Annotated in this window: 21 protein-coding genes and 1 pseudogene; 12 read left to right on the forward strand and 10 right to left on the reverse strand. The window is 72.5% G+C overall.

Features of this window, described 5'->3' with window-relative positions:
• The first annotated feature begins 64 nt into the window (after positions 1-64).
• Positions 65-1114, forward strand: coding sequence for a uroporphyrinogen decarboxylase (gene hemE, locus FIP57_RS03835; protein ID WP_148572157.1), 1050 nt, complete (start codon positions 65-67; stop codon positions 1112-1114).
• 97 nt (positions 1115-1211) lie between these two features.
• Here the strand turns inward: hemE and FIP57_RS03840 are convergent, their stop codons facing one another.
• Positions 1212-2162: a DUF4349 domain-containing protein gene (locus tag FIP57_RS03840; protein WP_148572160.1), complete on the reverse strand. Its 951-nt coding sequence runs from the start codon at positions 2160-2162 to the stop codon at positions 1212-1214.
• A gap of 101 nt (positions 2163-2263) precedes the next feature.
• On the opposite strand from FIP57_RS03840, the gene hemG reads away from it, so the two are divergent.
• The gene (gene hemG, locus FIP57_RS03845; protein WP_238993262.1) at positions 2264-3691 is read left to right on the forward strand and encodes a protoporphyrinogen oxidase; all 1428 of its coding nucleotides are present in this window, start codon (positions 2264-2266) and stop codon (positions 3689-3691) included.
• Complete coding sequence (gene hemQ, locus FIP57_RS03850; RefSeq protein ID WP_148572162.1) at positions 3688-4434, forward strand: hydrogen peroxide-dependent heme synthase; 747 nt, start codon at positions 3688-3690, stop codon at positions 4432-4434. The genes hemG and hemQ overlap by 4 nt, the downstream gene beginning before the upstream one ends.
• Before the next feature lie 20 nt (positions 4435-4454).
• Here hemQ and FIP57_RS03855 read toward each other — a convergent pair whose 3' ends face one another.
• On the reverse strand, positions 4455-4793 hold the full coding sequence (locus FIP57_RS03855; RefSeq protein WP_148572164.1) for a hypothetical protein: 339 nt from the start codon (positions 4791-4793) through the stop codon (positions 4455-4457).
• Positions 4794-4822: 29 nt separating this feature from the next.
• Positions 4823-5227 carry a peptide-methionine (R)-S-oxide reductase MsrB gene (gene msrB / locus FIP57_RS03860; RefSeq protein ID WP_148572166.1) on the reverse strand — a complete coding sequence of 135 codons (405 nt, stop codon included), beginning with the start codon at positions 5225-5227 and terminating at the stop codon, positions 4823-4825.
• Between the two features lie 76 nt (positions 5228-5303).
• Between msrB and FIP57_RS03865 the strand changes: the two genes are divergently transcribed.
• Entirely contained in the window at positions 5304-6374 is a 1071-nt protein-coding gene (locus FIP57_RS03865) for a DNA polymerase domain-containing protein (RefSeq protein ID WP_148572168.1), read from the forward strand.
• A gap of 332 nt (positions 6375-6706) precedes the next feature.
• On the opposite strand, the gene FIP57_RS03870 is transcribed toward FIP57_RS03865, so the two are convergent.
• Positions 6707-7258 (reverse strand): hypothetical protein, encoded by a 552-nt coding sequence (locus FIP57_RS03870; protein WP_148572170.1) that lies wholly within the window; start codon positions 7256-7258, stop codon positions 6707-6709.
• 81 nt (positions 7259-7339) lie between these two features.
• Positions 7340-8440, reverse strand: coding sequence for an ATP-dependent DNA ligase (locus FIP57_RS03875; RefSeq protein WP_148572172.1), 1101 nt, complete (start codon positions 8438-8440; stop codon positions 7340-7342).
• 40 nt (positions 8441-8480) lie between these two features.
• Between FIP57_RS03875 and FIP57_RS03880 the strand changes: the two genes are divergently transcribed.
• On the forward strand, positions 8481-9365 hold the full coding sequence (locus tag FIP57_RS03880; protein ID WP_148572175.1) for a PPK2 family polyphosphate kinase: 885 nt from the start codon (positions 8481-8483) through the stop codon (positions 9363-9365).
• A gap of 7 nt (positions 9366-9372) precedes the next feature.
• On the opposite strand, the gene kstR is transcribed toward FIP57_RS03880, so the two are convergent.
• On the reverse strand, positions 9373-9978 hold the full coding sequence (gene kstR, locus FIP57_RS03885) for a cholesterol catabolism transcriptional regulator KstR (protein WP_148572531.1): 606 nt from the start codon (positions 9976-9978) through the stop codon (positions 9373-9375).
• Between the two features lie 186 nt (positions 9979-10164).
• On the opposite strand from kstR, the gene FIP57_RS03890 reads away from it, so the two are divergent.
• The 3 genes from FIP57_RS03890 to FIP57_RS03900 are packed head-to-tail and all read left to right on the forward strand — an operon-like array spanning position 10165 to position 13245.
• A complete protein-coding gene (locus tag FIP57_RS03890) occupies positions 10165-11421 on the forward strand; it encodes a glycosyltransferase family 4 protein (protein ID WP_148572177.1) in 1257 nt (418 codons plus the stop codon).
• 13 nt (positions 11422-11434) lie between these two features.
• Positions 11435-12145 carry a class I SAM-dependent methyltransferase gene (locus FIP57_RS03895; RefSeq protein WP_148572179.1) on the forward strand — a complete coding sequence of 237 codons (711 nt, stop codon included), beginning with the start codon at positions 11435-11437 and terminating at the stop codon, positions 12143-12145.
• Positions 12142-13245, forward strand: coding sequence for a prenyltransferase (locus tag FIP57_RS03900; RefSeq protein ID WP_148572182.1), 1104 nt, complete (start codon positions 12142-12144; stop codon positions 13243-13245). Before FIP57_RS03895 ends, FIP57_RS03900 begins: the two co-directional genes overlap by 4 nt.
• On the opposite strand, the gene FIP57_RS03905 is transcribed toward FIP57_RS03900, so the two are convergent.
• Entirely contained in the window at positions 13223-13879 is a 657-nt protein-coding gene (locus FIP57_RS03905) for a class I SAM-dependent methyltransferase (protein ID WP_203231043.1), read from the reverse strand. The genes FIP57_RS03900 and FIP57_RS03905 overlap by 23 nt on opposite strands.
• A 197-nt stretch (positions 13880-14076) precedes the next feature.
• Here FIP57_RS03905 and FIP57_RS24275 point away from each other — a divergent pair, with 197 nt between their 5' ends.
• Positions 14077-14211: a hypothetical protein gene (locus tag FIP57_RS24275; RefSeq protein WP_275266126.1), complete on the forward strand. Its 135-nt coding sequence runs from the start codon at positions 14077-14079 to the stop codon at positions 14209-14211.
• Between the two features lie 16 nt (positions 14212-14227).
• Here FIP57_RS24275 and FIP57_RS03910 read toward each other — a convergent pair whose 3' ends face one another.
• Positions 14228-15508 (reverse strand): alpha/beta hydrolase, encoded by a 1281-nt coding sequence (locus FIP57_RS03910; protein WP_148572186.1) that lies wholly within the window; start codon positions 15506-15508, stop codon positions 14228-14230.
• A 77-nt stretch (positions 15509-15585) separates the two neighbouring features.
• On the opposite strand from FIP57_RS03910, the gene FIP57_RS03915 reads away from it, so the two are divergent.
• Together FIP57_RS03915 and FIP57_RS24280 are read left to right on the forward strand one after the other, a co-directional pair.
• Positions 15586-17754, forward strand: coding sequence for an MMPL family transporter (locus FIP57_RS03915; RefSeq protein ID WP_148572188.1), 2169 nt, complete (start codon positions 15586-15588; stop codon positions 17752-17754).
• Positions 17755-18107: 353 nt separating this feature from the next.
• A complete protein-coding gene (locus FIP57_RS24280; RefSeq protein ID WP_275266127.1) occupies positions 18108-18233 on the forward strand; it encodes a hypothetical protein in 126 nt (41 codons plus the stop codon).
• Between the two features lie 9 nt (positions 18234-18242).
• On the opposite strand, the gene FIP57_RS03925 is transcribed toward FIP57_RS24280, so the two are convergent.
• Positions 18243-18995, reverse strand: a complete 753-nt coding sequence (locus tag FIP57_RS03925; protein WP_238993263.1) for a glycoside hydrolase family 16 protein — start codon at positions 18993-18995, stop codon at positions 18243-18245.
• A gap of 60 nt (positions 18996-19055) precedes the next feature.
• Here FIP57_RS03925 and FIP57_RS03930 point away from each other — a divergent pair, with 60 nt between their 5' ends.
• On the forward strand, positions 19056-19982 hold the full coding sequence (locus FIP57_RS03930) for a bile acid:sodium symporter family protein (RefSeq protein ID WP_148572191.1): 927 nt from the start codon (positions 19056-19058) through the stop codon (positions 19980-19982).
• Here FIP57_RS03930 and FIP57_RS24480 read toward each other — a convergent pair.
• Positions 19963-20070: pseudogene (locus FIP57_RS24480) on the reverse strand (hypothetical protein); the annotation flags it as partial. The gene FIP57_RS03930 and the pseudogene FIP57_RS24480 overlap by 20 nt on opposite strands.
• Positions 20071-20096 lie beyond the last annotated feature (26 nt).

A 20096-nucleotide genomic window follows, 5' to 3' on the forward strand; every position in this document is an offset into this window, starting at 1 on the left:
GCGTCGCTCACGGGGGTACCGACACGCGGCGCCGGGGGGTGGGGCGCTCTGGGAGGATGACGCCGTGACCCGACCCCTGCCCTCCGACCAGCTCGCCGACTCCGCCTTCCTCAAGGCGGCCCGTGGTGAGCCGGTGCCGCACACCCCCGTCTGGTTCATGCGCCAGGCCGGGCGGTCGCTGCCGGAGTACCGCAAGGTCCGTGAGGGGGTCGCGATGCTCGAGTCCTGCATGCGCCCCGACCTGGTCACCGAGATCACCCTCCAGCCGGTGCGCAGGTACGGCGTCGACGCCGCCATCTTCTTCTCCGACATCGTGCTGCCGCTCAAGGCCGTCGGTGTCGACCTCGACATCAAGCCGGGGATCGGCCCGGTCGTCGCGAAGCCGGTCGAGACGCTCGCCGACGTCGAGGCGATCCCCGACCTCACCCCCGACCACGTCCCGTTCATCACCGAGTCGGTGCGCCAGCTGGTCTCCGAGCTCGGCGGCATCCCGCTCATCGGGTTCGCCGGGGCGCCGTTCACCGTGGCGTCGTACCTGGTGGAGGGCGGGCCGTCGAAGGAGCACGCCCGGACCAAGGCGATGATGTACGGCGCCCCCGACGTGTGGGACGCGCTGATGCGCAAGATCGCCGGCATCGCGGCGGCGTACCTCAGGGTGCAGGTGGAGGCGGGCGCCTCCGCCGTCCAGCTCTTCGACTCCTGGGCCGGTGCGACGAGCCCCCGGGACTACCGCGAGCACGTGATGCCGTACTCCGCCTCCGTGCTGACCGCCGCCGGCGAGCTCGGCGTCCCCCGGATCCACTTCGGCGTCGGCACCGGCGAGCTGCTCGGGCTGATGGGCGAGGCGGGCGCCGACGTGGTCGGCGTCGACTGGCGCGTCCCGCTCGAGGAGGGGGTGCGCCGGGCCGGCGGCCGCGCGGTCCAGGGGAACCTGGACCCCTCCCTGGTCTTCGCCCCGACCGAGGTGATGCTCGGCAGGGCCGCCGAGGTGCTCGAGGCCGGCAAGGCGGCACCGGGCCACATCTTCAACCTCGGCCACGGCGTCCTGCCCTCGACCGACCCCGACCAGCTGGCGCGGCTGACCGACTTCGTCCACGAGCACAGCACCCGCTGACCCGGTTTCCGCGGTTTCCCAGGGTGGCATGGGAAACCGGTGCTCCCCATCGACCGCAACCTGTGGGGAGCACCAGTTTCGTGGGGGGAGTCCCGGGTCAGGCCGCGCCGTCCGCCGATCCCGCACGGACGACCCGCCGCCGCCGGGCGGTCCGCAGCCACACCAGGAGCGGTACGCCGAGCACGCCGAGCACCAGCGCGAACGGCACCAGCGCCCCGACCACGGTGGCGAGCACGACGAGCACGTCGACGAGGGCGTTCCACCCGCCGTCCAGCCCGGCGAGGAAGCCGGCGTCCTCGAGCGGGTCCTCCTCCGGCCGGTCGGCCTCGTCCGGCGTCGCCATCGTCACGGTGATGGTGGCCAGGGAGGTCTGGTCGTCGAGGTACTCCTGCTGCGCCCGCAGCGACGCCAGGTCGGACTCGCGCCGGGCGATCTCCGACTCGAGCCGGATCATCGCGTTGACGTCGGTGGCCCGGCCGAGGAAGCCGCGCAGCCGGTCGAGGCTGACCTCTTGGGTGCGGATGCGGGAGGCGACGTCGATGACCTCGGTGGTCACGTCCGTGGCCTCGCGGCCGGTGTCGATCACCGTGGCCAGCTCGTCGAAGGCGCCCATCACCGTCTCGAAGTGGCGGGAAGGGACGCGCAGGGTCAGCACCGAGCGCTGCGTCGCGCCCTCCTCGTCGTTGGAGGTCTCCTCGTCGGCGACGAAGCCGCCGTAGCGGCCGAGCAGCCGGTCGAGCCCGCTGCGCACCTCGGCGAGGTCGTCCGCCTCGAGGGTGACCGTGCCGATCGAGATCACCTGCCGGGTCTGCACCGCCGTGCGGCCGGCCGTCCCGCCGTCCTGGTCCCGCACCGGGCTGCCGCCCGAACGCTCGACGTCGCTGCCCTCCGAGGCCGCGGGAGCCTCGGCCGCGCTCCCGCCGGCGTCCGCGGCCCCGCTCCCGGGCGCCTCCGAGCAGCCGGCGAGCACCAGGGCTGCGCCGACGGCGACGCCGGCGAGGAGCCGCCGGGTCCGTCCTGTCCTGCCGATCCTCCGCACCCCAGCCATCGCCGCCACCTGCTTCCACTCGTCCTGCCGGTTCGGCGGTGTGACGCAACAGACGGCCGCGCGGTTCCTCCCGGGTCCGGCGGTGAGCGAGAGTGGAGGGCGTGAACGCACCGTCCGTGCCTCGGGTCGCCGTCGTCGGAGCAGGCATCGCCGGGCTCGCCGCAGCACGCGCCGTGCGCGAGGCCCGACCCGACGTCGAGGTGGTCGTGCTCGACGCCGCCGACCGGGTCGGCGGGAAGCTGAGGCTCGCTGAGGTCGGGGGCGTCACCCTCGACGTCGGCGCGGAGTCGATGCTCAACCGGCGGCCGGAGGCCGTCGCGCTCGCGAGGTCGGCGGGGCTCGCCGACCGGATCGTCCACCCGGCCACGATCGCGGCGACGGTCTGGTCCCGCGGAGCGCTGCACCGGCTCCCGCGCTCCCTGCTCGGGGTGCCGGCCGGCCCCCGCGTCGTCGCCGACGCGGCGGTGCTGTCCCGCGCCGGGAGGGCACGCGCGCTCCTGGACACGGTGCTGCCGCCGTACCGCCCCGAGGAGGACGTCAGCATCGGCGACCTCGTCGAGCGGCGCTGCGGTGCCGAGGTGGTCGACCGGCTCGTCGAGCCGCTGCTCGGCGGCGTCTACGCGGGCCACGCCCGCGAGATCTCCGCGGGTGCGGCCGCTCCGCAGCTCGTCGCAAAGCTTCGCGAGCACGGTCGGCTGCTCCGCGCCGCGTCCGCCGCGGTCTCCCCACCGGACGACAGCACCCCGGTGTTCGCCGGACTGGCCGGGGGAGTGGGCCAGCTCCCGGCCGCGGTGGCGCGCAACCTCGACGTCCGCACCGGCACGACGGTCCGTGCGCTCGAACGGATCGAGGGCGGCCGGTGGCGGCTGGTGACCGGACCGGTCCCGGCCCCCGAGGTCGTCGAGGCCGACGCGGTGGTGGTCGCGGTCCCCGCAGCGCCGTCGGCCCGGCTGCTCCGCGACGTGGCGCCCGCGGCGAGCACCGACCTCGACGCGATCGAGTACGCCTCGATGGCAGTCGTCACGACGGCGTTCCGCCGCACGGACTTCCCCGGCGTCGCCGGCTCCGGGTTCCTCGTGCCGCCGGTCGACGGCCGCCGGATCAAGGCGTCCACCTTCGCGTTCCGAAAGTGGGGCTGGGTCGACGCCGCGTCCGAGGAGCTCGTGCTCGTGCGCACCTCGATCGGCCGGCACCGCGAGGAGGCCGCGCTGCAGGTGCCCGACGAGGAGCTGGTAGCCGCGTCGGTCGCGGACCTCGGTGCCGCCGTCGGGCTCCGGGCGGCGCCCGTCGACCACCACGTGCAGCGCTGGGGCGGCGGGCTGCCGCAGTACGCCGTCGGCCACCCCGACCGGGTCCGCCGCATCCGCGCCTCCGTCGCCGAGGTGCCCGGTCTCGCCGTCTGCGGGGCGGCGTACGACGGGCTCGGCATCCCGGCCTGCATCGCCTCCGGCCAGCGCGCCGCCCGCGAGGTGCTCGACCGGCTCCCCACGACCACCCCGTCACCGGCCCACGAGAGGATGGACCCATGACCGAGAGCACCCCCAGCAGCACCGAGAGCCAGCCCCCGCAGGAGCGCATCGCCAACCGCGGCAAGATCGCGAAGGACCTCAACGACACCATCCGCTACACGATGTGGTCGGTGTTCCACCTCCGCGAGCCGCTCGGCGACGCCGACCGGGGCGCCGAGGCGCGCGAGGTCGAGAAGCTCTTCGACGAGATGGGCGGCACGGTGACCGTCCGCGGGGTGTACGACGTGGCGGGGCTGCGGGCCGACGCCGACCTCATGGTGTGGTCGCACGCGGAGTCCTCCGACGACCTCCAGCAGCTCTACCACCGGCTCCGTCGCACGGCCTTCGGGAAGCGGCTCGACCCGGTGTGGTCGCAGATGGCGTTGCACCGGCCGGCCGAGTTCAACCGCAGCCACATCCCGGCGTTCCTCGCCGACGAGCACGTCCGGCAGTACGTCTGCGTCTACCCGTTCGTCCGCTCCTACGAGTGGTACCTCCTCCCCGACGAGGAGCGGCGCGCGCTGCTCGCCGAGCACGGCCAGATGGCGCGCGGCTACGCCGACGTGCGGGCCAACACCGTCGCGTCGTTCGCCCTCGGTGACTACGAGTGGATGCTCGCGTTCGAGGCCGACGAGCTGCACCGCATCGTCGACCTGATGCGCCACCTCCGTGGCTCGGCGGCGCGGCGCCACGTGCGCGAGGAGGTGCCGTTCTACACCGGACGGCTGCGCACCGTGGCCGAGATCGTCGACGAGCTGCCCTGAGCCCCGAGGCGCGGGGCAGGTCAGCCCCGCGCCCCCGGCAGGAAGCCCGAGCGCGGCGCGCGGGTGGCGCCGAAGAACGCGCAACCGGCCGCGAACAGCAGCGGCAGCGCCAGCACCATCGGGATGAGCACGCCGACAAAGAGGAGCGCGAAGCCGCTGAGCCACAACGACGGGCGGCGCCACGTCGACCGGCGGTCGGCGCCGAAGCAAGCCGTCACGGCGGCGAGCACGAGGATGCCGAGGAACGTCACCACGGGGGTGTCGCCCTGGGCGAGCTCCATGACGCCATACGCGACACCGGTGAGGGCCGCGACGGCAGCCGCGACCAGCGGTAGGGGGTCGAACCGGCTCCAGCGCATGGGGCCGATCGTGCCACCCCGGCCGGCCGTCAGCCCTTCGGCTCGAGCGTCAGGCTGATCGAGTTGATGCAGTAACGCTGGTCCGTGGGGGTGCCGTAGCCCTCGCCCTCGAAGACGTGGCCGAGGTGCGATCCACAGTTGGCGCAGCGGACCTCGACCCTGCGCATGCCGAACGAGTTGTCCTCGATGTACTCGACACGGTCCTCGGCCAGCGGCGCGTAGAACGACGGCCAGCCGCAGTGGCTGTGGAACTTCGTGTCGGAGCGGAACAGCTCGGCCTGGCAGGCGCGGCAGCGGTAGACGCCCTCGGTCTCGGTGTCGGTGTACTCCCCGGTGAACGCGCGCTCGGTGCCGGCCTTGCGCAGCACCTGGTACTCCTCCGGCGACAGCTGCGCGCGCCACTCCTCGTCGGTCTTCTGCACCCGGTATGCCATGGCTCCGAATCTAGTCGGGCACGCAACGCGGCCGTCACGAGCGCCGCCCGGCGGCCGGACCTGCGAGAGTGACGCCATGGCGACGAAGGCCGTGGAGGTGCAGGCCGGCGGGCGGGCGGTGCGGGTGACCAGCCCTGACCGGGTCATCTACGAGGCGACGGAGACGACGCCGGAGGCGACGAAGCTCCAGGTGGTCGAGTACTACCTGGCCGTGGAGGTCGGCGTGATGCGCGCGCTGCGCGACCGGCCCACTGCGCTGGAGCGGTGGCCCAGCGGCGTCCGGTCCGGGATGCGGCTGGCGACCCGCGGCAACGACCGCGACGCCGACGCCTTCTACAGCAAGCGGATGCCGAAGGGCGCGCCCGACTGGGTCGAGGGCGTCGAGATCACCTTCCCGTCCGGCCGCACGGCCACCGAGGTGTGCCCGACCGAGATCGCCACCGTCGCCTGGGCGGCGCAGATGGGCACCCTGACGTTCCACCCGTGGCCGGTGCGGCGCACCGACGTCGACCACCCCGACGAGCTGCGGATCGACCTCGACCCGCAGCCCGGCACCGACTTCGCCGACGCCGCGCGGGTCGCGCTGGAGGCGAGAGGGCTCCTCGAGGAGGTCGGGCTGGTCGGCTTCCCGAAGACCAGCGGCAACCGCGGGGTGCACATCTACGTGCGGCTCGTCCCGGAGTGGGACTTCGTCGACGTGCGGCACGCCGCCATCGCGTTCGGACGCGCCCTGGAGCGCCGTACGACGGGGGTGACGACCGCGTGGTGGAAGGAGGAGCGCGGGGAGAACGTCTTCGTCGACTTCAACCAGAACAGCCGCGACCGGACGATCGCCAGCGCCTACTCGCTGCGGCCGATCCCGGGCGCGCCGGTCTCGACGCCGCTGGCGTGGGAGGAGCTCGAGGGGCTCGACCCGCGCACGCTGAACCTGCACACCGTGCCGGAGCGGATCGCCGAGCGCGGCGACCCGATGGCCGCGATCGACGACCACGCGGGGCGGCTCGACACCCTGCTGCAGATGTACGCCGACGACATCGACTCCGGACTGACCGACATGCCCTACCCGCCGGACTACCCCAAGATGCCGGGCGAGCCGCCGCGCGTGCAGCCGAGCCGGAAGAATCCCGCGAACTGGGCCGACGAGTAGCCGGTATTGGGGCCCCGCGCCGCCAAGGGGAGTCGGCGCGGAGCCCGACGAGCGCGTCCTGGAGCTACCCGAGTCGCTGAACGGCCCGTCGAGCCACAGCCCTACCCGTTCCGCGCGAGTCGATGCATCCGGGCATGCAAAGGGGGCCTCGCGCCGATCTGGGAGGCACCAACGCGAGGCCCCGAGCCGCCGGGGTCCACGATCCCGAGCCCCCCGGACCACGTCACCCGCGGACGTCCGTCAGGCAATCACGATGTGAACGATCCAAACAAGGGAGGCGCCGCGTGTCGCGCGCCCTTTCAGAACTTTGACCAGCCGCTCTCAGCGTGCTCTCAGGCTCCGGTCACGCCTTCGCCGCCGCCCGCCTGCTCGTCGAAGTTCTCGTGCTCGAGCAGGTGGAGCACCGGAACGCCCAGCTTGCGGCGGGCGCGCGAGGTCCAGTCGAGGTGGAAGAACTCGGCGACGACGTGCGGCCGGGTCAGCACGATGACCTCGTCGGCGCCGATCTCGTTGACCTTCGCCGCGAGCGCCTCGATGGGGTCGGCGGTGACGAGCTCGCCGGTCGCGGTCGCGTCGCCGCGGTCGAGCTCGGCCACCGAGGTGGCCAGCGAGCGGCGCGCGTCGTCGAGCAGCTCGCGCTGCATCTTGGCGACCTCGTCCTGGTCGAGCAGCAGGGGAGCGGCGACCAGCGCGTCGCCGGAGGTCAGCGCACCCATGGCCGACTCCACCCGGGCGGCGGCGTCCTCGACGGGGAGCAGGACGTGGAAGTGGACGTGCTCGGGGACGTCCTCGTGGAGCCCGTGCAGCTGCTCGGCGTCGAGCCGGCTCAGCGGCTGTTCGACCAGCAGGACGACCTCGTACGTCGGCTCGGGGGACTCAGCCATCGGAGTGCTCCGTCCTCGAAGTGGTGTGTGTGCAACCCATACCAGCGATACCTGAAGCCTAGTGCTCCGACGGTCCGGCGCTCAGTCCTCGAGGACGTCGGCGAGGTCGTAGGAGACCGGCTCCTCGAGCTGCTCGTAGGTGCACGTGATGGGGTCGCGGTCGGTGCGCCACCGGCGGAACTGCGCGGTGTGGCGGAACCGCTCACCCTCCATGTGGTCGTAGGCGACCTCGAGCACCCGTTCGGGGCGGAGCGGCACGAAGGACAGGTCCTTGCCGGCGCTCCACCGGCTGCCTCCGCCGGGGATCCGTTCGCCGCTGGCGGTGATCTCGGCCCACTGCCCCCACGGGTGGTCGGTGCCGTCGGAGACCAGCGGCTGGAGCTCCTCGAGCAGGGACGCCCGTCGCGCGGCGGCGAAGGACGCGGAGACGCCGACGTGGCGGAGGTTCCCCTCGTCGTCGTACAGCCCGAGGAGGAGCGAGCCGAGCAGCGGCTTCTGCTCGGTGGAGGTCTTGTGGAGCCGGTAGCCGGCGACGACCACGTCGGCGGTGCGCTGGTGCTTCACCTTGAGCATCGCGCGTACGTTCGGCTGGTAGCCGCCCTTGAGCGGCTTGGCGACCACGCCGTCGAGCCCGGCGCCCTCGAACTGCTCGAACCAGCGCAGCGCCACGTCGGGGTCGGTGGTCACCCGCGTGAGGTGCACCAGGTCGGGGCGCTCGGCGAGGGCCGCCTCGAGCCGCTCCCGTCGTACGGCGAGGGGCCGGCGGGTCAGGTCCTCGTCGTCGATCGCCAGCAGGTCGAAGGCCACGAAGGCGGCGGGCGTGGTCTCCGAGAGCATCGTGACCCGGGACTTCGCGGGGTGGATCCGCTCCTGCAGCCGGTCGAAGTCGAGCCGGGGACCGATCGCGACGATCAGCTCGCCGTCGAGCACGCACCTCGCCGGCAGCAGCGGCGAGCGGAGGGCTTCGACGACCTCGGGGAAGTAGCGCGTCAGCGGCTTGGCGTTGCGGCTGTCGAGCCGGACGTCGTCGCCGTCCTTGAAGACCAGGCAGCGGAACCCGTCCCACTTCGGCTCGTAGAGCAGCCCCGGGTGGTCGTCGTCCGGGTAGGCCGACGGCTGGGGGAGCTCCTTCACCGCCTTGGCGAGCATGGGCAGCACGGGCGGGAGCACGGGCAGGTCCACGGGGCGACCCTAGCCGCACCGGAGTGGGTACCGTCCGCGCATGACGGACACGACGGTGGACGACGCAACGGTGACGACCGGGATCCCGGGGGTGGGCGAGCTCCTCGCGCTCCCGCCGGGACCGGTCGACCTCGGTGCCGTCGACCCCGAGGGCACGCCCGGGTTCACCGGCGGCAAGCGCGACGGCAAGGCGGCGCTGGAAGCCATGGCCGACGAGATGGTCGAGCTGCAGACCAAGCTGGCGGCCGACGCCTACACCGGTGGCCACCGGCGGCTGCTGCTGGTGCTGCAGGGGATGGACACCTCGGGCAAGGGCGGGGTCGTCAAGCACGCGGTCGGGCTCTTCGACGCGGGCGGCGTGCGGATCCGGTCGTTCGGCGCACCGACGCCGGAGGAGCTCGCGCACGACTTCCTGTGGCGCATCGAGCGTGAGACGCCGCAGGCCGGCCAGATCGGGATCTTCGACCGGTCGCACTACGAGGACGTGCTGATCGGTCGGGTCCGGTCGCTCGCGCCGCCGGAGGAGATCGAGCGGCGCTACGGAGCGATCAACGACTTCGAGCGGCGGCTGGTCGACGACGGCACCGTGGTCGTGAAGTGCCTGCTGCACATCTCGGCCGACGAGCAGCGCGAGCGGTTGCTGGCCCGGCTCGACGACCCAAGGAAGCGGTGGAAGTTCCGCCCGGAGGACGTCGACGACCGCGCCCTCTGGGACGACTACCGGGCGGCGTACGAGGTCGCGCTGGAGCGGTGCAGCACGGAGTGGGCGCCCTGGTACGTCGTGCCCAGCAACCGGAAGTGGTACCGCACGCTGGCGGTGGCCTCGCTGCTCCGCGACGCCCTGCGGTCGATGGAGCTGCGGTGGCCCGAGCCGGACTACGACGTCGAGGAGCAGCGCCGCCGGCTCGAGGCCGACGACCGCTGAGCCGGTGCTACCGCAGGAGCAGCCGGACGGCGACGTCCATCGACTTGCCGACGTCGGCGGCGCTGGCCCGGCCGGTCACCCACTGCACGAGGCTGGCCAGCCACACGTCGCCGATGACCTTGGCGATCGCGATGTCGTCCTCGGTCGGCTCGTGGTCCTCGAACGGCTTCGAGGGGTCGGCCATCGCGCGCATCAGCAGTCGGGTGACGTGCATGCCGACCACGTGGATCTCGGTGGCGACCGAGGCATCGGCGAACATGAACGCGCGGGTGAGCGCCTCGGTGAGGTTCGGGTCGCGCTGGAGGGTGCGGGTGGCCCGGCTCAGCACGTACATCACCCGCTCGTGCGGAGTCTCGCCCGGCACCGGCCGGCCGCCGCTGGCGGCGTCGGCCTCCTCGAACTGCCGCCCGAGGGCGGAGACAAGAAGGTGGATCTTCGAGGGGAAGTAGCGGTACAGCGTGCCGAGCGCCACGTCGGCCTGCTCGGCGACGGCGCGCATCTGCACCGCGTCGAAGCCGCCCTTGGAGGCCAGGGCGATGGTCGCGTCGAGGATGCGCCGACGCCTCTCCCGCTGCGCAGCCGACCCGAGCTCGTCGTGCTGCAGGGAGTTCATCGCGCTCAAGGGCCGCCCCCTCGTCGGGGCCCGGTGCGGGCCGTTGGTCAGTGACGTTGATGACGTGACCGTCATTGCGGCCGCGGGGCTAGGCTAGCATCGACGTCTCCTAGAACAGAAACACGTTCCAGTTTCTCCGACGGTCGGCCGTGCCGACGGGAGGCCGACCCCAGGAGGATCCCGCGCGTGAGAGTTGCCCTGCTGTCGTACCGCAGCAAGCCGCACTGCGGAGGGCAGGGTGTCTACCTGCGCCACCTCAGCCGGGAGCTCGTGGCGATCGGCCACGACGTGGAGGTCTTCTCCGGTCAGCCCTACCCCGAGCTCGACGAGGGGGTCGTGCTCACGAAGGTTCCGAGCCTCGACCTCTACCGCGAGCCCGACCCGTTCCGGGTGCCGAAGCCGCGCGAGTTCCGCGACCTCGTCGACGTCGAGGAGTTCCTCGGCATGTGCACCGCGGCGTTCCCGGAACCCCGCACCTTCGGGAAGCGGGTGGCGAAGCTGCTCCGTGACCGGCTCGACGACTTCGACGTCGTGCACGACAACCAGACCGTGGCCTACGGGATGCTCGACATCGAGCGCGCCGGCCTGCCGCTGGTCACCACGATCCACCACCCGATCACCTTCGACCGCAGGGTCGACCTCGCACACGCGCCGTTCCCGAAGCACTGGCGCAAGCAGCTCAGCCTGCGCCGGTGGTACTCCTTCCTGCGCATGCAGGGCAAGGTCGCGCGCCGGCTCCGCACGATCCTCACGGTCTCGGAGAGCTCGAAGCGCGACATCGTCAAGGACTTCGGCGTGGACCCGTCGGTGATCGAGGTGATCCCGCTCGGCGTCGACGAGGTCTTCCGGCCGCCGACCGAGCCGCGGGTGCCCGGCCGCATCGTCGCGATGGCCAGCGCTGACACCCCGATGAAGGGGATCGCCACCCTCCTCGAGGCGGTCGCCAAGCTGCGCACCGAGCGCGACGTCGAGCTGGTCCTGGTCACCAAGCCCAGCAAGGGCGGACCGACCGAGCGGCTCATCGAGCGGCTCGGGCTGGAGGACGCCGTGCGCTTCGTCCACGGCATCAGCGACGCCGAGCTCGTCGAGGTGATGGGCTCGGCCGAGGTGGCCTGCGTGCCCTCGCTCTACGAAGGGTTCTCGCTGCCCACCGCCGAGCTGATGGCGTGCGAGACGCCGCTCGTCGTCAGCCGCGCCGGCGCGATCCCCGAGGTGGTCGGCCCCGACGGTGAGTGCGCCGACCTGGTCGCCCCGGGCGACGTCGGCGAGCTGTACGACGCGCTCGGCCGGCTCCTCGACGACCCGGAGCGCCGGGCACGCATGGGGGCAGCCGGTCGCCGGCGCGTCCTCGACAAGTTCAGCTGGCGTGCGGTCGCGGTCGCGACGGCGCAGGCCTACGAGCGGGCGGTCCAGGAGCGGGCCGCCCGGGCAGACGAGAAGTGAGGGAACACCCGGGATGCTGACCGTTGACTTCGACCGCCTCGGTCTCCGGCCCGGCGAGCGCGTGCTCGACATGGGGTGCGGGGCCGGTCGTCACGCGTTCGAGATGTACCGGCGCGGGGCCGACGTGATCGCCCTCGACATGGACGCTGACGAGCTCGCCACCGTGAGCGAGTGGTTCGCGGCGATGCGCGAGGAGGGAAGCATGCCCGCCGGCGCCGAGGCCGACGTGAAGCAGGGCGACGCCCTCGACCTCCCGTTCCCCGACGAGGAGTTCGACCGGGTCGTCGCCGCGGAGGTGCTCGAGCACATCCCCGACGACGAGCGCGCGATCTCCGAGCTGGTCCGGGTCCTCCGTCCCGGCGGCACCATCGCGGTGACCGTCCCGCGGTGGTTGCCCGAGAAGGTCTGCTGGGCGCTGTCGGACGAGTACCACGAGGTCGAGGGTGGCCACGTCCGCATCTACACCGGCACCGAGCTGGTCGCGAAGCTCGAGAAGGCCGGCCTCCGGTTCCTCGGCCGCACCCACGTGCACGGGCTGCACTCGCCGTACTGGTGGCTCAAGTGCGCGGTCGGCGTCGACAACGACAAGAACCCGCTGGTGAAGGCCTACCACCAGGTGCTCGTCTGGGACATCGTCAAGCGGCCGCTCCCGACCCGGCTCGCCGAGAAGGTGCTCGACCCGCTGGTCGGCAAGAGCATGGTGCTCTACCTCGAGAAGCCGTGAGCGCAGCCTCCCCGGTCCCCGAGCTCCCCGGCGTCCTGACCGCCGCCCAGGTCCGCGAGACCGCTGCCGCGGTCGTCCGGGTCCAGCAGCCCGACGGCGGGATCCCCTGGGCCGTGGGCGAGCACATCGACGTGTGGAACCACGTCGAGGCCGCGATGGCGCTCCTCGTCGCCGGTGAGGTCGAGGCCGCGGAGGCGGCGTACGAGTGGGTCCGCCGGCGACAGCGCGCCGACGGCACCTGGCCGATGAAGATCATCGGTGAGGCCGTCGAGGACGACGCGGCCGAGGCCAACATGTGTGCCTACCTCGCGGTCGGCGTCTGGCACCACTGGCTGGTCCGGCGCGACTCCGGCTTCGTCGAGCGGTTCTGGCCGGTCGTGCGCCGCGCGCTCGACTTCGTGGCCTCGATGCAGGCGCCGTTCGGCGGCATCAGCTGGAGCCGGGAGGCCGACGGAACGCTGCGCGAGGACGGCGGGGCGCTGCTGGCCGGGAGCTCGAGCATCTACCACTCGTTCCGCGCGGGGCTCTCCCTCGCCGGGCTCGTGCAGCAGCCCCAGCCCGACTGGGAGGTGGTCGCCGGCGGGCTCCGCCACGCGCTGGAGGCGCACCGAGACCAGTTCATGGACAAGTCCACGTTCTCGATGGACTGGTACTACCCGGTGCTCGGCGGACCCGTTCGCGGTCGCGAAGCCGCGGAGATGTTCGAGCGGCGGTGGGACGACTTCGTGGTCGACGGGCTGGGGTGCCGGTGCGTCGACACCAACCCGTGGGTGACCGGGGCGGAGACCTGCGAGCTCGTGCTGGCGCTCGACAACGTCGGCGACCGCGACCGCGCGCTCCGGCTCTTCACCGACATCCAGCACAGCCGCCACGAGAGCGGGTTGTACTGGACCGGATACGTCTTCCCCGAGGGCGTGTGGTGGCCCAACGAGCAGACGACGTACACCTCGGCCGCGGTCATCCTCGCCGCCGACGCGCTGTCGAGCACGACGCCGGGTGCGGGGATCTTCCGCGGCGACGCGCTGACCGCCGAGCCGCGACCCATGCCGCTGCAGTGCGGCTGCGGCGAGAGCGTGGTCAGCCGCTCGTCCGGGCGCTGACCGGGGTGCCGGGCTGGCCGTCGACGCGGCGCAGCGCCCGCATCGAGCCGCACACGCCGACCTCGTCGAAGCCGTCCTCGAGCGCCCGCAGGTAGATCTCGTACGGCGGTCGCCCGCCGTCGCGCGGGTCGGGGAACACGTCGTGGATCAGCAGCACCCCGCCCCGGTCGACCCACGGGACCCACGACTCGTAGTCGGTGTGCGCCGGCTCCTCGCCGTGGCCGCCGTCGATGAAGAGGAGCGCCAGCGGGGTGCGCCAGTGGCGGGCGACGGTGACCGAGCGGCCGACCACAGCGACGACCTCGTCCTCGAGACCGGCGTCGGCGATCGTCCGCCGGAACACGGGGAGGGTGTCCATCAGCCCGAGGTCGGGGTCGACCAGCGTCGGGTCGTGGTGCTCCCAGCCGGCCTGGTTCTCCTCCGAGCCGCGGTGGTGGTCCACCGTGAACACCGTCGTGCCGGTCAGTCGGGCGGCTGCGCCGAGGTAGACCGCAGACTTGCCGCAGTAGGAGCCGACCTCGAGCAGCGGCCCGCTCCGGCCCGCCTCGACACCCCGCTCGAAGAGGAAGGCACCCTCGGCGTCGGGCATGAACCCCTTGGCGGCGCGGGCGGCGGCCAGCAGGTCGTCGGGCATGGCGGGATGGTGCGGGGTCGTCATCGGCGCTCTCGTCGGGGTCGGGGGTGCCAGGGTAGGCGAGCGCCGGGTCGCCGGTCGGGCCGCCCTGTGGCAGGATCCGCACTGGAACCGGTTCTAGTTCTGGCAGGTCGCGGTGGTTCCGCCAGCGCCAGGACTCCGCGGAGCTCGCGTTCGAGCTGCTCCACGAGGACGCGTTGCTGGGCCGGGGGGAGGGGCCGCAGGTCGTCCACGAGGCGCTCGTGACCCGGGCGCTCAGCATGGCCGGAGGCTCGACGCAGGTGCTGCGCAACGTCGCGGGCGAGCCGATCCTCGGGCTGCCGCGCGGGTGAGCGGCCAGCCGGCGCGTCAGGCCGACGCGGCCTCCTCCTGGGCGGGGTCACTGCGTTCCCACGACTCGGCGCTCCGGGTCGCGACGCCGCGCCACTCGTCGTGCGCCCAGCGGAGGAACCGGTCGACGTGGCGCACCGAGTGCTGGCTGCGGATCGACGGGAAGACGTCGAAGGCGTGGTGGGTCACGGGGAGCTCGGAGTAGGCGACCGCCTGCTCGGAGCTCTCGCGCAGCGCCTCGACGAACGCGCGCGCCTGCGCGACCTCCACGAGGGTGTCGTTGCCGCCGTGGACCACGTAGAACGGCGGCGCGTCCTTGCGGACGCGGAGCAGGGGAGAGGCCTTCTCGTACGGCGTGAGGTCCTTGCGCGGGTCGGCCTCGAACACCCATCGGGCGAGGAAGGTGTCCCGCATCTTGCGCGCGGCCTTGCTCCCGGTGGCGCCGGCGAGGTCGTAGACGCCGTAGAACGGCACCGCTGCCTGGAGGCTGGTGTCGGCGTCCTCGAACCCGGGCTGGTACTCCGGGTCGCCGGGCGTCAGCGCGGCGAGGGCCGCGAGGTGGCCGCCGGCCGAGCCGCCTGTCACCGCCACGAAGTCGGGGTCGCCGCCGTGCTCGGCGATGTGCTCACGGATCCATGCGATGGACCGCTTGACGTCGACGATCTGTGCCGGCCACTTGTCCCGCGGGCTGAGCCGGTAGTTCAGCGCCACGCAGACCCAGCCTCGCGCAGCCATGTGGCGCATCAGGGGGAGCCCTTGCTGGTCCTTGGTGCCGAGCGTCCACGCGCCGCCGTGCACCTGGAGGAGGACGGGCGCCCCGGTGACGTCACCCGTGGGCTTGTAGACGTCGAGCAGCCCGCGCTTGCCGTGCTCGGGCGCGTAGGGGACGTCCTTGACCACCTCGAAGGAGGCCGGTCCGTGGTGGCGGAACGGCCACAGCAGCTGCTGCACGGGGGTCCGCCATGCCAGGTCGTCGTACCTCTCCTCGAGGCGGGAGCGGTAGTCCTCGCCGAGGGCCTCGGCCAGCGCCTTGTCGAAGACGTGCTGCGACGTGCCGCCCTGGCGGAGCAGGTAGCCGAGCGCCGCGAGGTTGGCGGCGCCGACCAGCGCCCTGCGCGGTCGGCCGCGGACGAGCTCGCGGCCGGTGTCGACGGCCGTCGCGGCGGTGAGGTGCGCGGCAAGCTCCGAGGTCAGCCACCCGGCGAACATCGCCGGGACCCCGGCGGAGTAGAGCGGAGCGGGGCGGAGCGCGTTCGCGGCGAGCGCGGCCACGACCCCCTGGCGGCGCAGGTATCCCATGCCGCGACAGTAGCGACGCGCCGCACCCGCCGATAACGGGGCGCGAGATGTCGGAGCCCTTCGGTAGCGTGACGCGCATGTTCGGAGCGCTCGGCCGTCTCGTCTCCCGTCGCCCCTGGTTCGTCATCGGTGCCTGGGTCGTCCTCGCCGTCCTCGTCGTCTCGCTGGCCCCGGCGCTGCAGACGACGTCGGAGGAGTCGGAGTTCCTCCCCGACCACTACGAGTCGATCAAGGCCACCGAGCTGCAGCAGGAGAAGTTCCCGGGCGCGACCACCCCCGCGGCGATCCTCGTCTTCGACCGCGAGGACGGTGCACAGCTGACCGAGGACGACCAGGCCGAGGTGGCGCGGATCGCCGAGGAGCTCGGTCCGGAGCTGGGCGAGGAGACGTTCGTCCAGCAGGTCGTGACCGTGGACCCGCAGGGGCAGCCGAACCTGTCCGAGGACGGGCTGGTGCAGCTGGGCATCGTCGGTCTCGCCGAGGGCGCGACCGGGTTCGACCCGCAGGCGTTCGAAGACGCCCAGGAGATGCGCGACGAGCTCGAGCCGCTCGTGGAGGACACCGGGCTGCGCGTGCAGACCACCGGCGCCGTCCCGCAGGGGCTCGACTCCCAGGAGGCCGGTGAGCGGTCGCTGGCGATCGTCGGCATCGCCACCATCGTGCTCATCGTGACCCTGCTCGCGCTGATCTTCCGCAGCGTGATCATCTGCCTGATGCCGGTGGTCGTCGTCACCGTGGTCTCGGCCGTGGCCACCGGACTGATCGGCTGGGCCAACGAGGCCTTCGACCTCAAGGCGGACTCCTCGATCGAGACCATCCTGGTCGTGGTGCTCTACGGCATCGGCACCGACTACATCCTGTTCTTCCTGTTCCGCTACCGCGAGCGGATGCGGCAGGGCGACACGACCCGCGGCTCCGTGGTGCACGCTCTCGAGCGTGCCGGCGAGGCGATCGCGTCGGCCGGCGGCGCCGTGATCGTCGCGTTCCTCGCGCTGCTGCTGAGCTCGCTGAGCATCTTCCAGGCGATCGGGCCCGCGCTCGCGATCGCCGTGGGCGTCACGCTGCTGGCCGCCCTCACCCTCGTGCCGGCGGTCGTCACGGTGCTCGGCCGGGCGCTGTTCTGGCCGTCGAAGAAGTGGCGCCAGGAGCCCGAGCGTGCCCGGTTCGCGCGGATGGGCGACGGGCTCGGGCGCCGGCCGGGGGCGTACGCCTCGGTCTCAGGGCTGCTGATGGCCGCCCTCGCGGTGTTCGCGCTCGGCTTCAGCCCGTCCTTCGACTTCACCTCGAGCCTGCCCGACGGCGTGGAGTCGACCGAGGGGCTCGAGACGTTCCAGGAGCACTTCGCCGCCGGTGCGAGCGAGCCGGTGCCGGTGATCCTGGTGGCCGACGAGGGGTCGTTGGACCCGTCGTCGCTCGAAGCCTTCCGGGCCGAGCTCGAGAGCGCCGACGGCGTGGCGCAGGCCTTCCCCGGCCAGCCGTCGGAGGATGGCACCGCGGCTCAGTTCAGCCTGGTCCTCGACAGCGACCCGGTCTCCGACCAGGCGCTCGAGGACGTCGAGGGGCCGATCCGGGACACCGCGCACTCGGCCGCCCCGGAGGGCACGGAGGCGTTCGTCGGCGGCACGCCGTCGGTCTTCGCCGACCTCCAGGAGGCGATGGCGCGCGACTACTCGATCGTCTTCCCGGCGGCCGCGCTGGTGATCATGCTCATCCTCGCGCTGCTGCTCCGGAGCCTCGTCGCGCCGTGGTACCTCATGGCCGCGGTCGGGCTCGGCTTCGCCGCCACCCTCGGGGCGTCGGTCATCCTCTTCCAGCACGTGCTGGGCGAGAACGGCCTGATCTTCATGCTGCCGATCTACATCTACCTCTTCGTGACCGCGCTGGGGACCGACTACAACATCCTGATGATCGCCCGGCTCCGCGAGGAGGCACGTGAAGGCAGGGAGCCCCGGGCGGCGGCCGCGGAGGCGGTCAAGCACGCCGGCCCGACGATCGCGGCCGCCGGCGTCATCTTGGCCGGGACGTTCGCGTCGCTGATGCTGAGCGGCAACACGCTGATGGTCTCGATGGGGTTCGCCCTGTCGTTCGGGATCATCGTCGCCGCGTTCGTGATGTCGATGTTCTTCACCCCTGCCCTGACCGCGCTCATCGGCCACGCCGCGTGGTGGCCGGGCCACGGCGACGAGAAGGCTCCCCTGGAGGAGCGCGCGCCCGGCGAGGACGTGGACGTTCCCGCAGCGCGCTGAGAGTTCGTCGCGCTCGTCACGTTCGATAGAACACGGTCGCGACCGGGTCGCGGAAGTCGTGGTCTGCTACCGCGGGTTCAACGAGCGGTTCGGCCAGCGGTTCGGCCAGGTGCAGGGATGGGCTGCCCAGCAGGTCAACACCAACGGGCTGGGCAACGCCTTCACCTACCCCTCGGGCTCAGCACGCCGGCGGCGACCGTGGCGGTGCAGGCGCGCCGCTGCATGCACGAGTACGGCGGCACCAGCCGGGACTTCGGAGCCGTGGCCGTCGCCGACCGCCGGCATGCGGCGACGAACCCCAAGTCGTGGTTCCACGGCAGGCCGATCACCCTCGGGACCACCAGGCGAGACGGATGATCGCCGACCCGCTCCGCCTCCTGGACCGCTGCCAGGAAAGCGACGGTGCGGTGGCACTCGTGCTCGTCACCGCCGGCACGGGCGTCCCCACCAGCGGGCTGGTGCTCGGCCGCGACCGCTGAGTGGCCGGGTCAGGCCGGGAGGCCGCGGACCCGCTCGACGACCAACTCCGGCACCGCGTCGCGATCCTCGTCGGTTGCCTTCTCCGGGAAGTCGAAGACCGCCAGCATCAGCTGCACCGGGTACGCCGGAGGAGGACCGCACCGTCGCACCTCGTCGCCGTCGACGCTGAACACGACCTGGTCGGGGGTCCAGGTGACCGCGTAGTCGTGGTCCTCCTGGACGTCGATCGGCAGCCTCACCGCCTCGAAGTCCTCCGGCACGTCGGGATCGCGGAACGAGTGCAGACCCGCTCCCACCGCGGCGGACTCGCCGGGCACCACCGCCTCGCCGAACATCTCGGCGATGCAGATCTCCGCGCTCTGCTCCGGCGTCGTCTCGAGCCCCACGAGCCAGGCGGCGAACATCGACCGCGGGGTGACGAACCCCCGCATCCGCACCTCGATCGTCCCGAACCGAGGCGTCCACCCCCAGAACGCCGGCTGCTCCTCCTTGACGGTCTGGCCGTCGAGGAAGGGTTGCTGCCCCGTCGTGCTCCCCGCCGGACCCGAGAAGCTCGCCGACTGCACCCCGGAGACCCGCATCGGCGGGTGGTGGTCGTCGGGGCACCACACCGGGTGGTCGGGCGGGATCGTGAGGTGGAGGGCCGAGCCGTGCACCGCGTACGTCGCCCGGGACGCCGCTCGTGAGCTCCAGGCCGGGAGGTAGTGCGGGAGCCACACCGACCTGTCGAGGTGGGTGCCGTCGAAGTCGTCCTCGAACACCACGCCATCGTGGCGGGTCCGGTCCTTGCCACGCGATGTGGTCCACGCCACAGTTCGCTCATGGACTCGGCACTCACCAGCGTCGCCCTCCCGCTCGCGCTCGCGGTGGTCATGTTCGGCCTCGGGCTGGCACTCACCCCCGCGGACTTCGCCCGGGTGCGCCGCGACCCGCGCGCCGCGGTGGTCGCCCTGGCACTCCAGCTGCTCGTCCTGCCGGCGGCCTGCTTCGGGCTGGTGAAGCTGTTCGACCTCGACCCGGTCGCAGCGGTCGGGATGATGCTGCTCGCCGCGTCGCCGGGCGGCACCACCGCCAACCTGTTCAGCCACCTCTTCCGCGGCGACGTCGCGCTCAACATCACGCTGACCGCGGTCAACTCCGTGGTCGCCGCGTTCAGCCTGCCGCTCGTCGTGGGGCTCGCGCTCGAGCACTTCGACCCCGCGGGGCTCGACGACGGGGTCGGGCTGCAGCTGGGCAAGGTGCTCCAGGTCTTCGCGATCGTGCTGGTGCCGGTCGCGCTCGGGATGCTGGTCCGCCACCGTTCCCCGCAGTTCGCCGACAGGATGGACCGACCGGTGCGCACCGCCTCGGTGGTCGTGCTCGCCGCGGTGATCGTCGGGACGATCGTCTCCGAGCGGGACAACGTCGCGGACTACCTCGGTGACCTCGGCCCCGTCGCGGTGGTGTTCTGCCTGTTGAGCCTCGCCGTCGGCTATCTGGGTCCGCGGCTGCTCGGGGTCACCCATCGACAGGCGGTCGCCGCGGGGTTCGAGATCGGCGTCCACAACGGCACCCTCGCGATCGCCGTGGCGATCAGCGTGCTGGACAGCGTCGAGCTGGCGGTCCCGGCTGCGGTCTACTCAGTCGTGATGTTCCCGCTGGCCGCTGTGGCCGGCTGGGTCTTCAGCCGGGTGGGGGCACCACCAGCACCGGCCGGCTCGACAGGTGGAGCAGACGGTGCGGCGTCGACCCGAGCAGGACGCCCCTGATCGGTGACTCCCCGTAGGAGCCGACGATGATCAGCGTCGCGTCGCACCGAGGGGGCGCCGGCTGGTGCCGACGCCCCCTCGGGCTGATGTGTCGTGCTCCGGGAGCCCCCGGAC

Origin of the sequence: Nocardioides caldifontis (genome assembly GCF_008087345.1) — a bacterium.
Lineage (GTDB): Bacteria > Actinomycetota > Actinomycetes > Propionibacteriales > Nocardioidaceae > Marmoricola_A > Marmoricola_A caldifontis.

Bases quoted from the DNA above. Each gene is read 5' to 3' on its own strand.
- FIP57_RS03840 (WP_148572160.1), bottom strand. From the start codon at position 2,162: ATGGCTGGGGTGCGGAGGATCGGCAGGACAGGACGGACCCGGCGGCTC.
- hemQ (WP_148572162.1), top strand. From the start codon at position 3,688: ATGACCGAGAGCACCCCCAGCAGCACCGAGAGCCAGCCCCCGCAGGAG.
- FIP57_RS03855 (WP_148572164.1), bottom strand. From the start codon at position 4,793: ATGCGCTGGAGCCGGTTCGACCCCCTACCGCTGGTCGCGGCTGCCGTC.
- msrB (WP_148572166.1), bottom strand. From the start codon at position 5,227: ATGGCATACCGGGTGCAGAAGACCGACGAGGAGTGGCGCGCGCAGCTG.
- FIP57_RS03865 (WP_148572168.1), top strand. From the start codon at position 5,304: ATGGCGACGAAGGCCGTGGAGGTGCAGGCCGGCGGGCGGGCGGTGCGG.
- FIP57_RS03870 (WP_148572170.1), bottom strand. From the start codon at position 7,258: ATGGCTGAGTCCCCCGAGCCGACGTACGAGGTCGTCCTGCTGGTCGAA.
- FIP57_RS03880 (WP_148572175.1), top strand. From the start codon at position 8,481: ATGACGGACACGACGGTGGACGACGCAACGGTGACGACCGGGATCCCG.
- kstR (WP_148572531.1), bottom strand. From the start codon at position 9,978: ATGAACTCCCTGCAGCACGACGAGCTCGGGTCGGCTGCGCAGCGGGAG.
- FIP57_RS03895 (WP_148572179.1), top strand. From the start codon at position 11,435: ATGCTGACCGTTGACTTCGACCGCCTCGGTCTCCGGCCCGGCGAGCGC.
- FIP57_RS03905 (WP_203231043.1), bottom strand. From the start codon at position 13,879: ATGCCCGACGACCTGCTGGCCGCCGCCCGCGCCGCCAAGGGGTTCATG.
- FIP57_RS03910 (WP_148572186.1), bottom strand. From the start codon at position 15,508: ATGGGATACCTGCGCCGCCAGGGGGTCGTGGCCGCGCTCGCCGCGAAC.
- FIP57_RS03915 (WP_148572188.1), top strand. From the start codon at position 15,586: ATGTTCGGAGCGCTCGGCCGTCTCGTCTCCCGTCGCCCCTGGTTCGTC.
- FIP57_RS24280 (WP_275266127.1), top strand. From the start codon at position 18,108: ATGATCGCCGACCCGCTCCGCCTCCTGGACCGCTGCCAGGAAAGCGAC.
- FIP57_RS03930 (WP_148572191.1), top strand. From the start codon at position 19,056: ATGGACTCGGCACTCACCAGCGTCGCCCTCCCGCTCGCGCTCGCGGTG.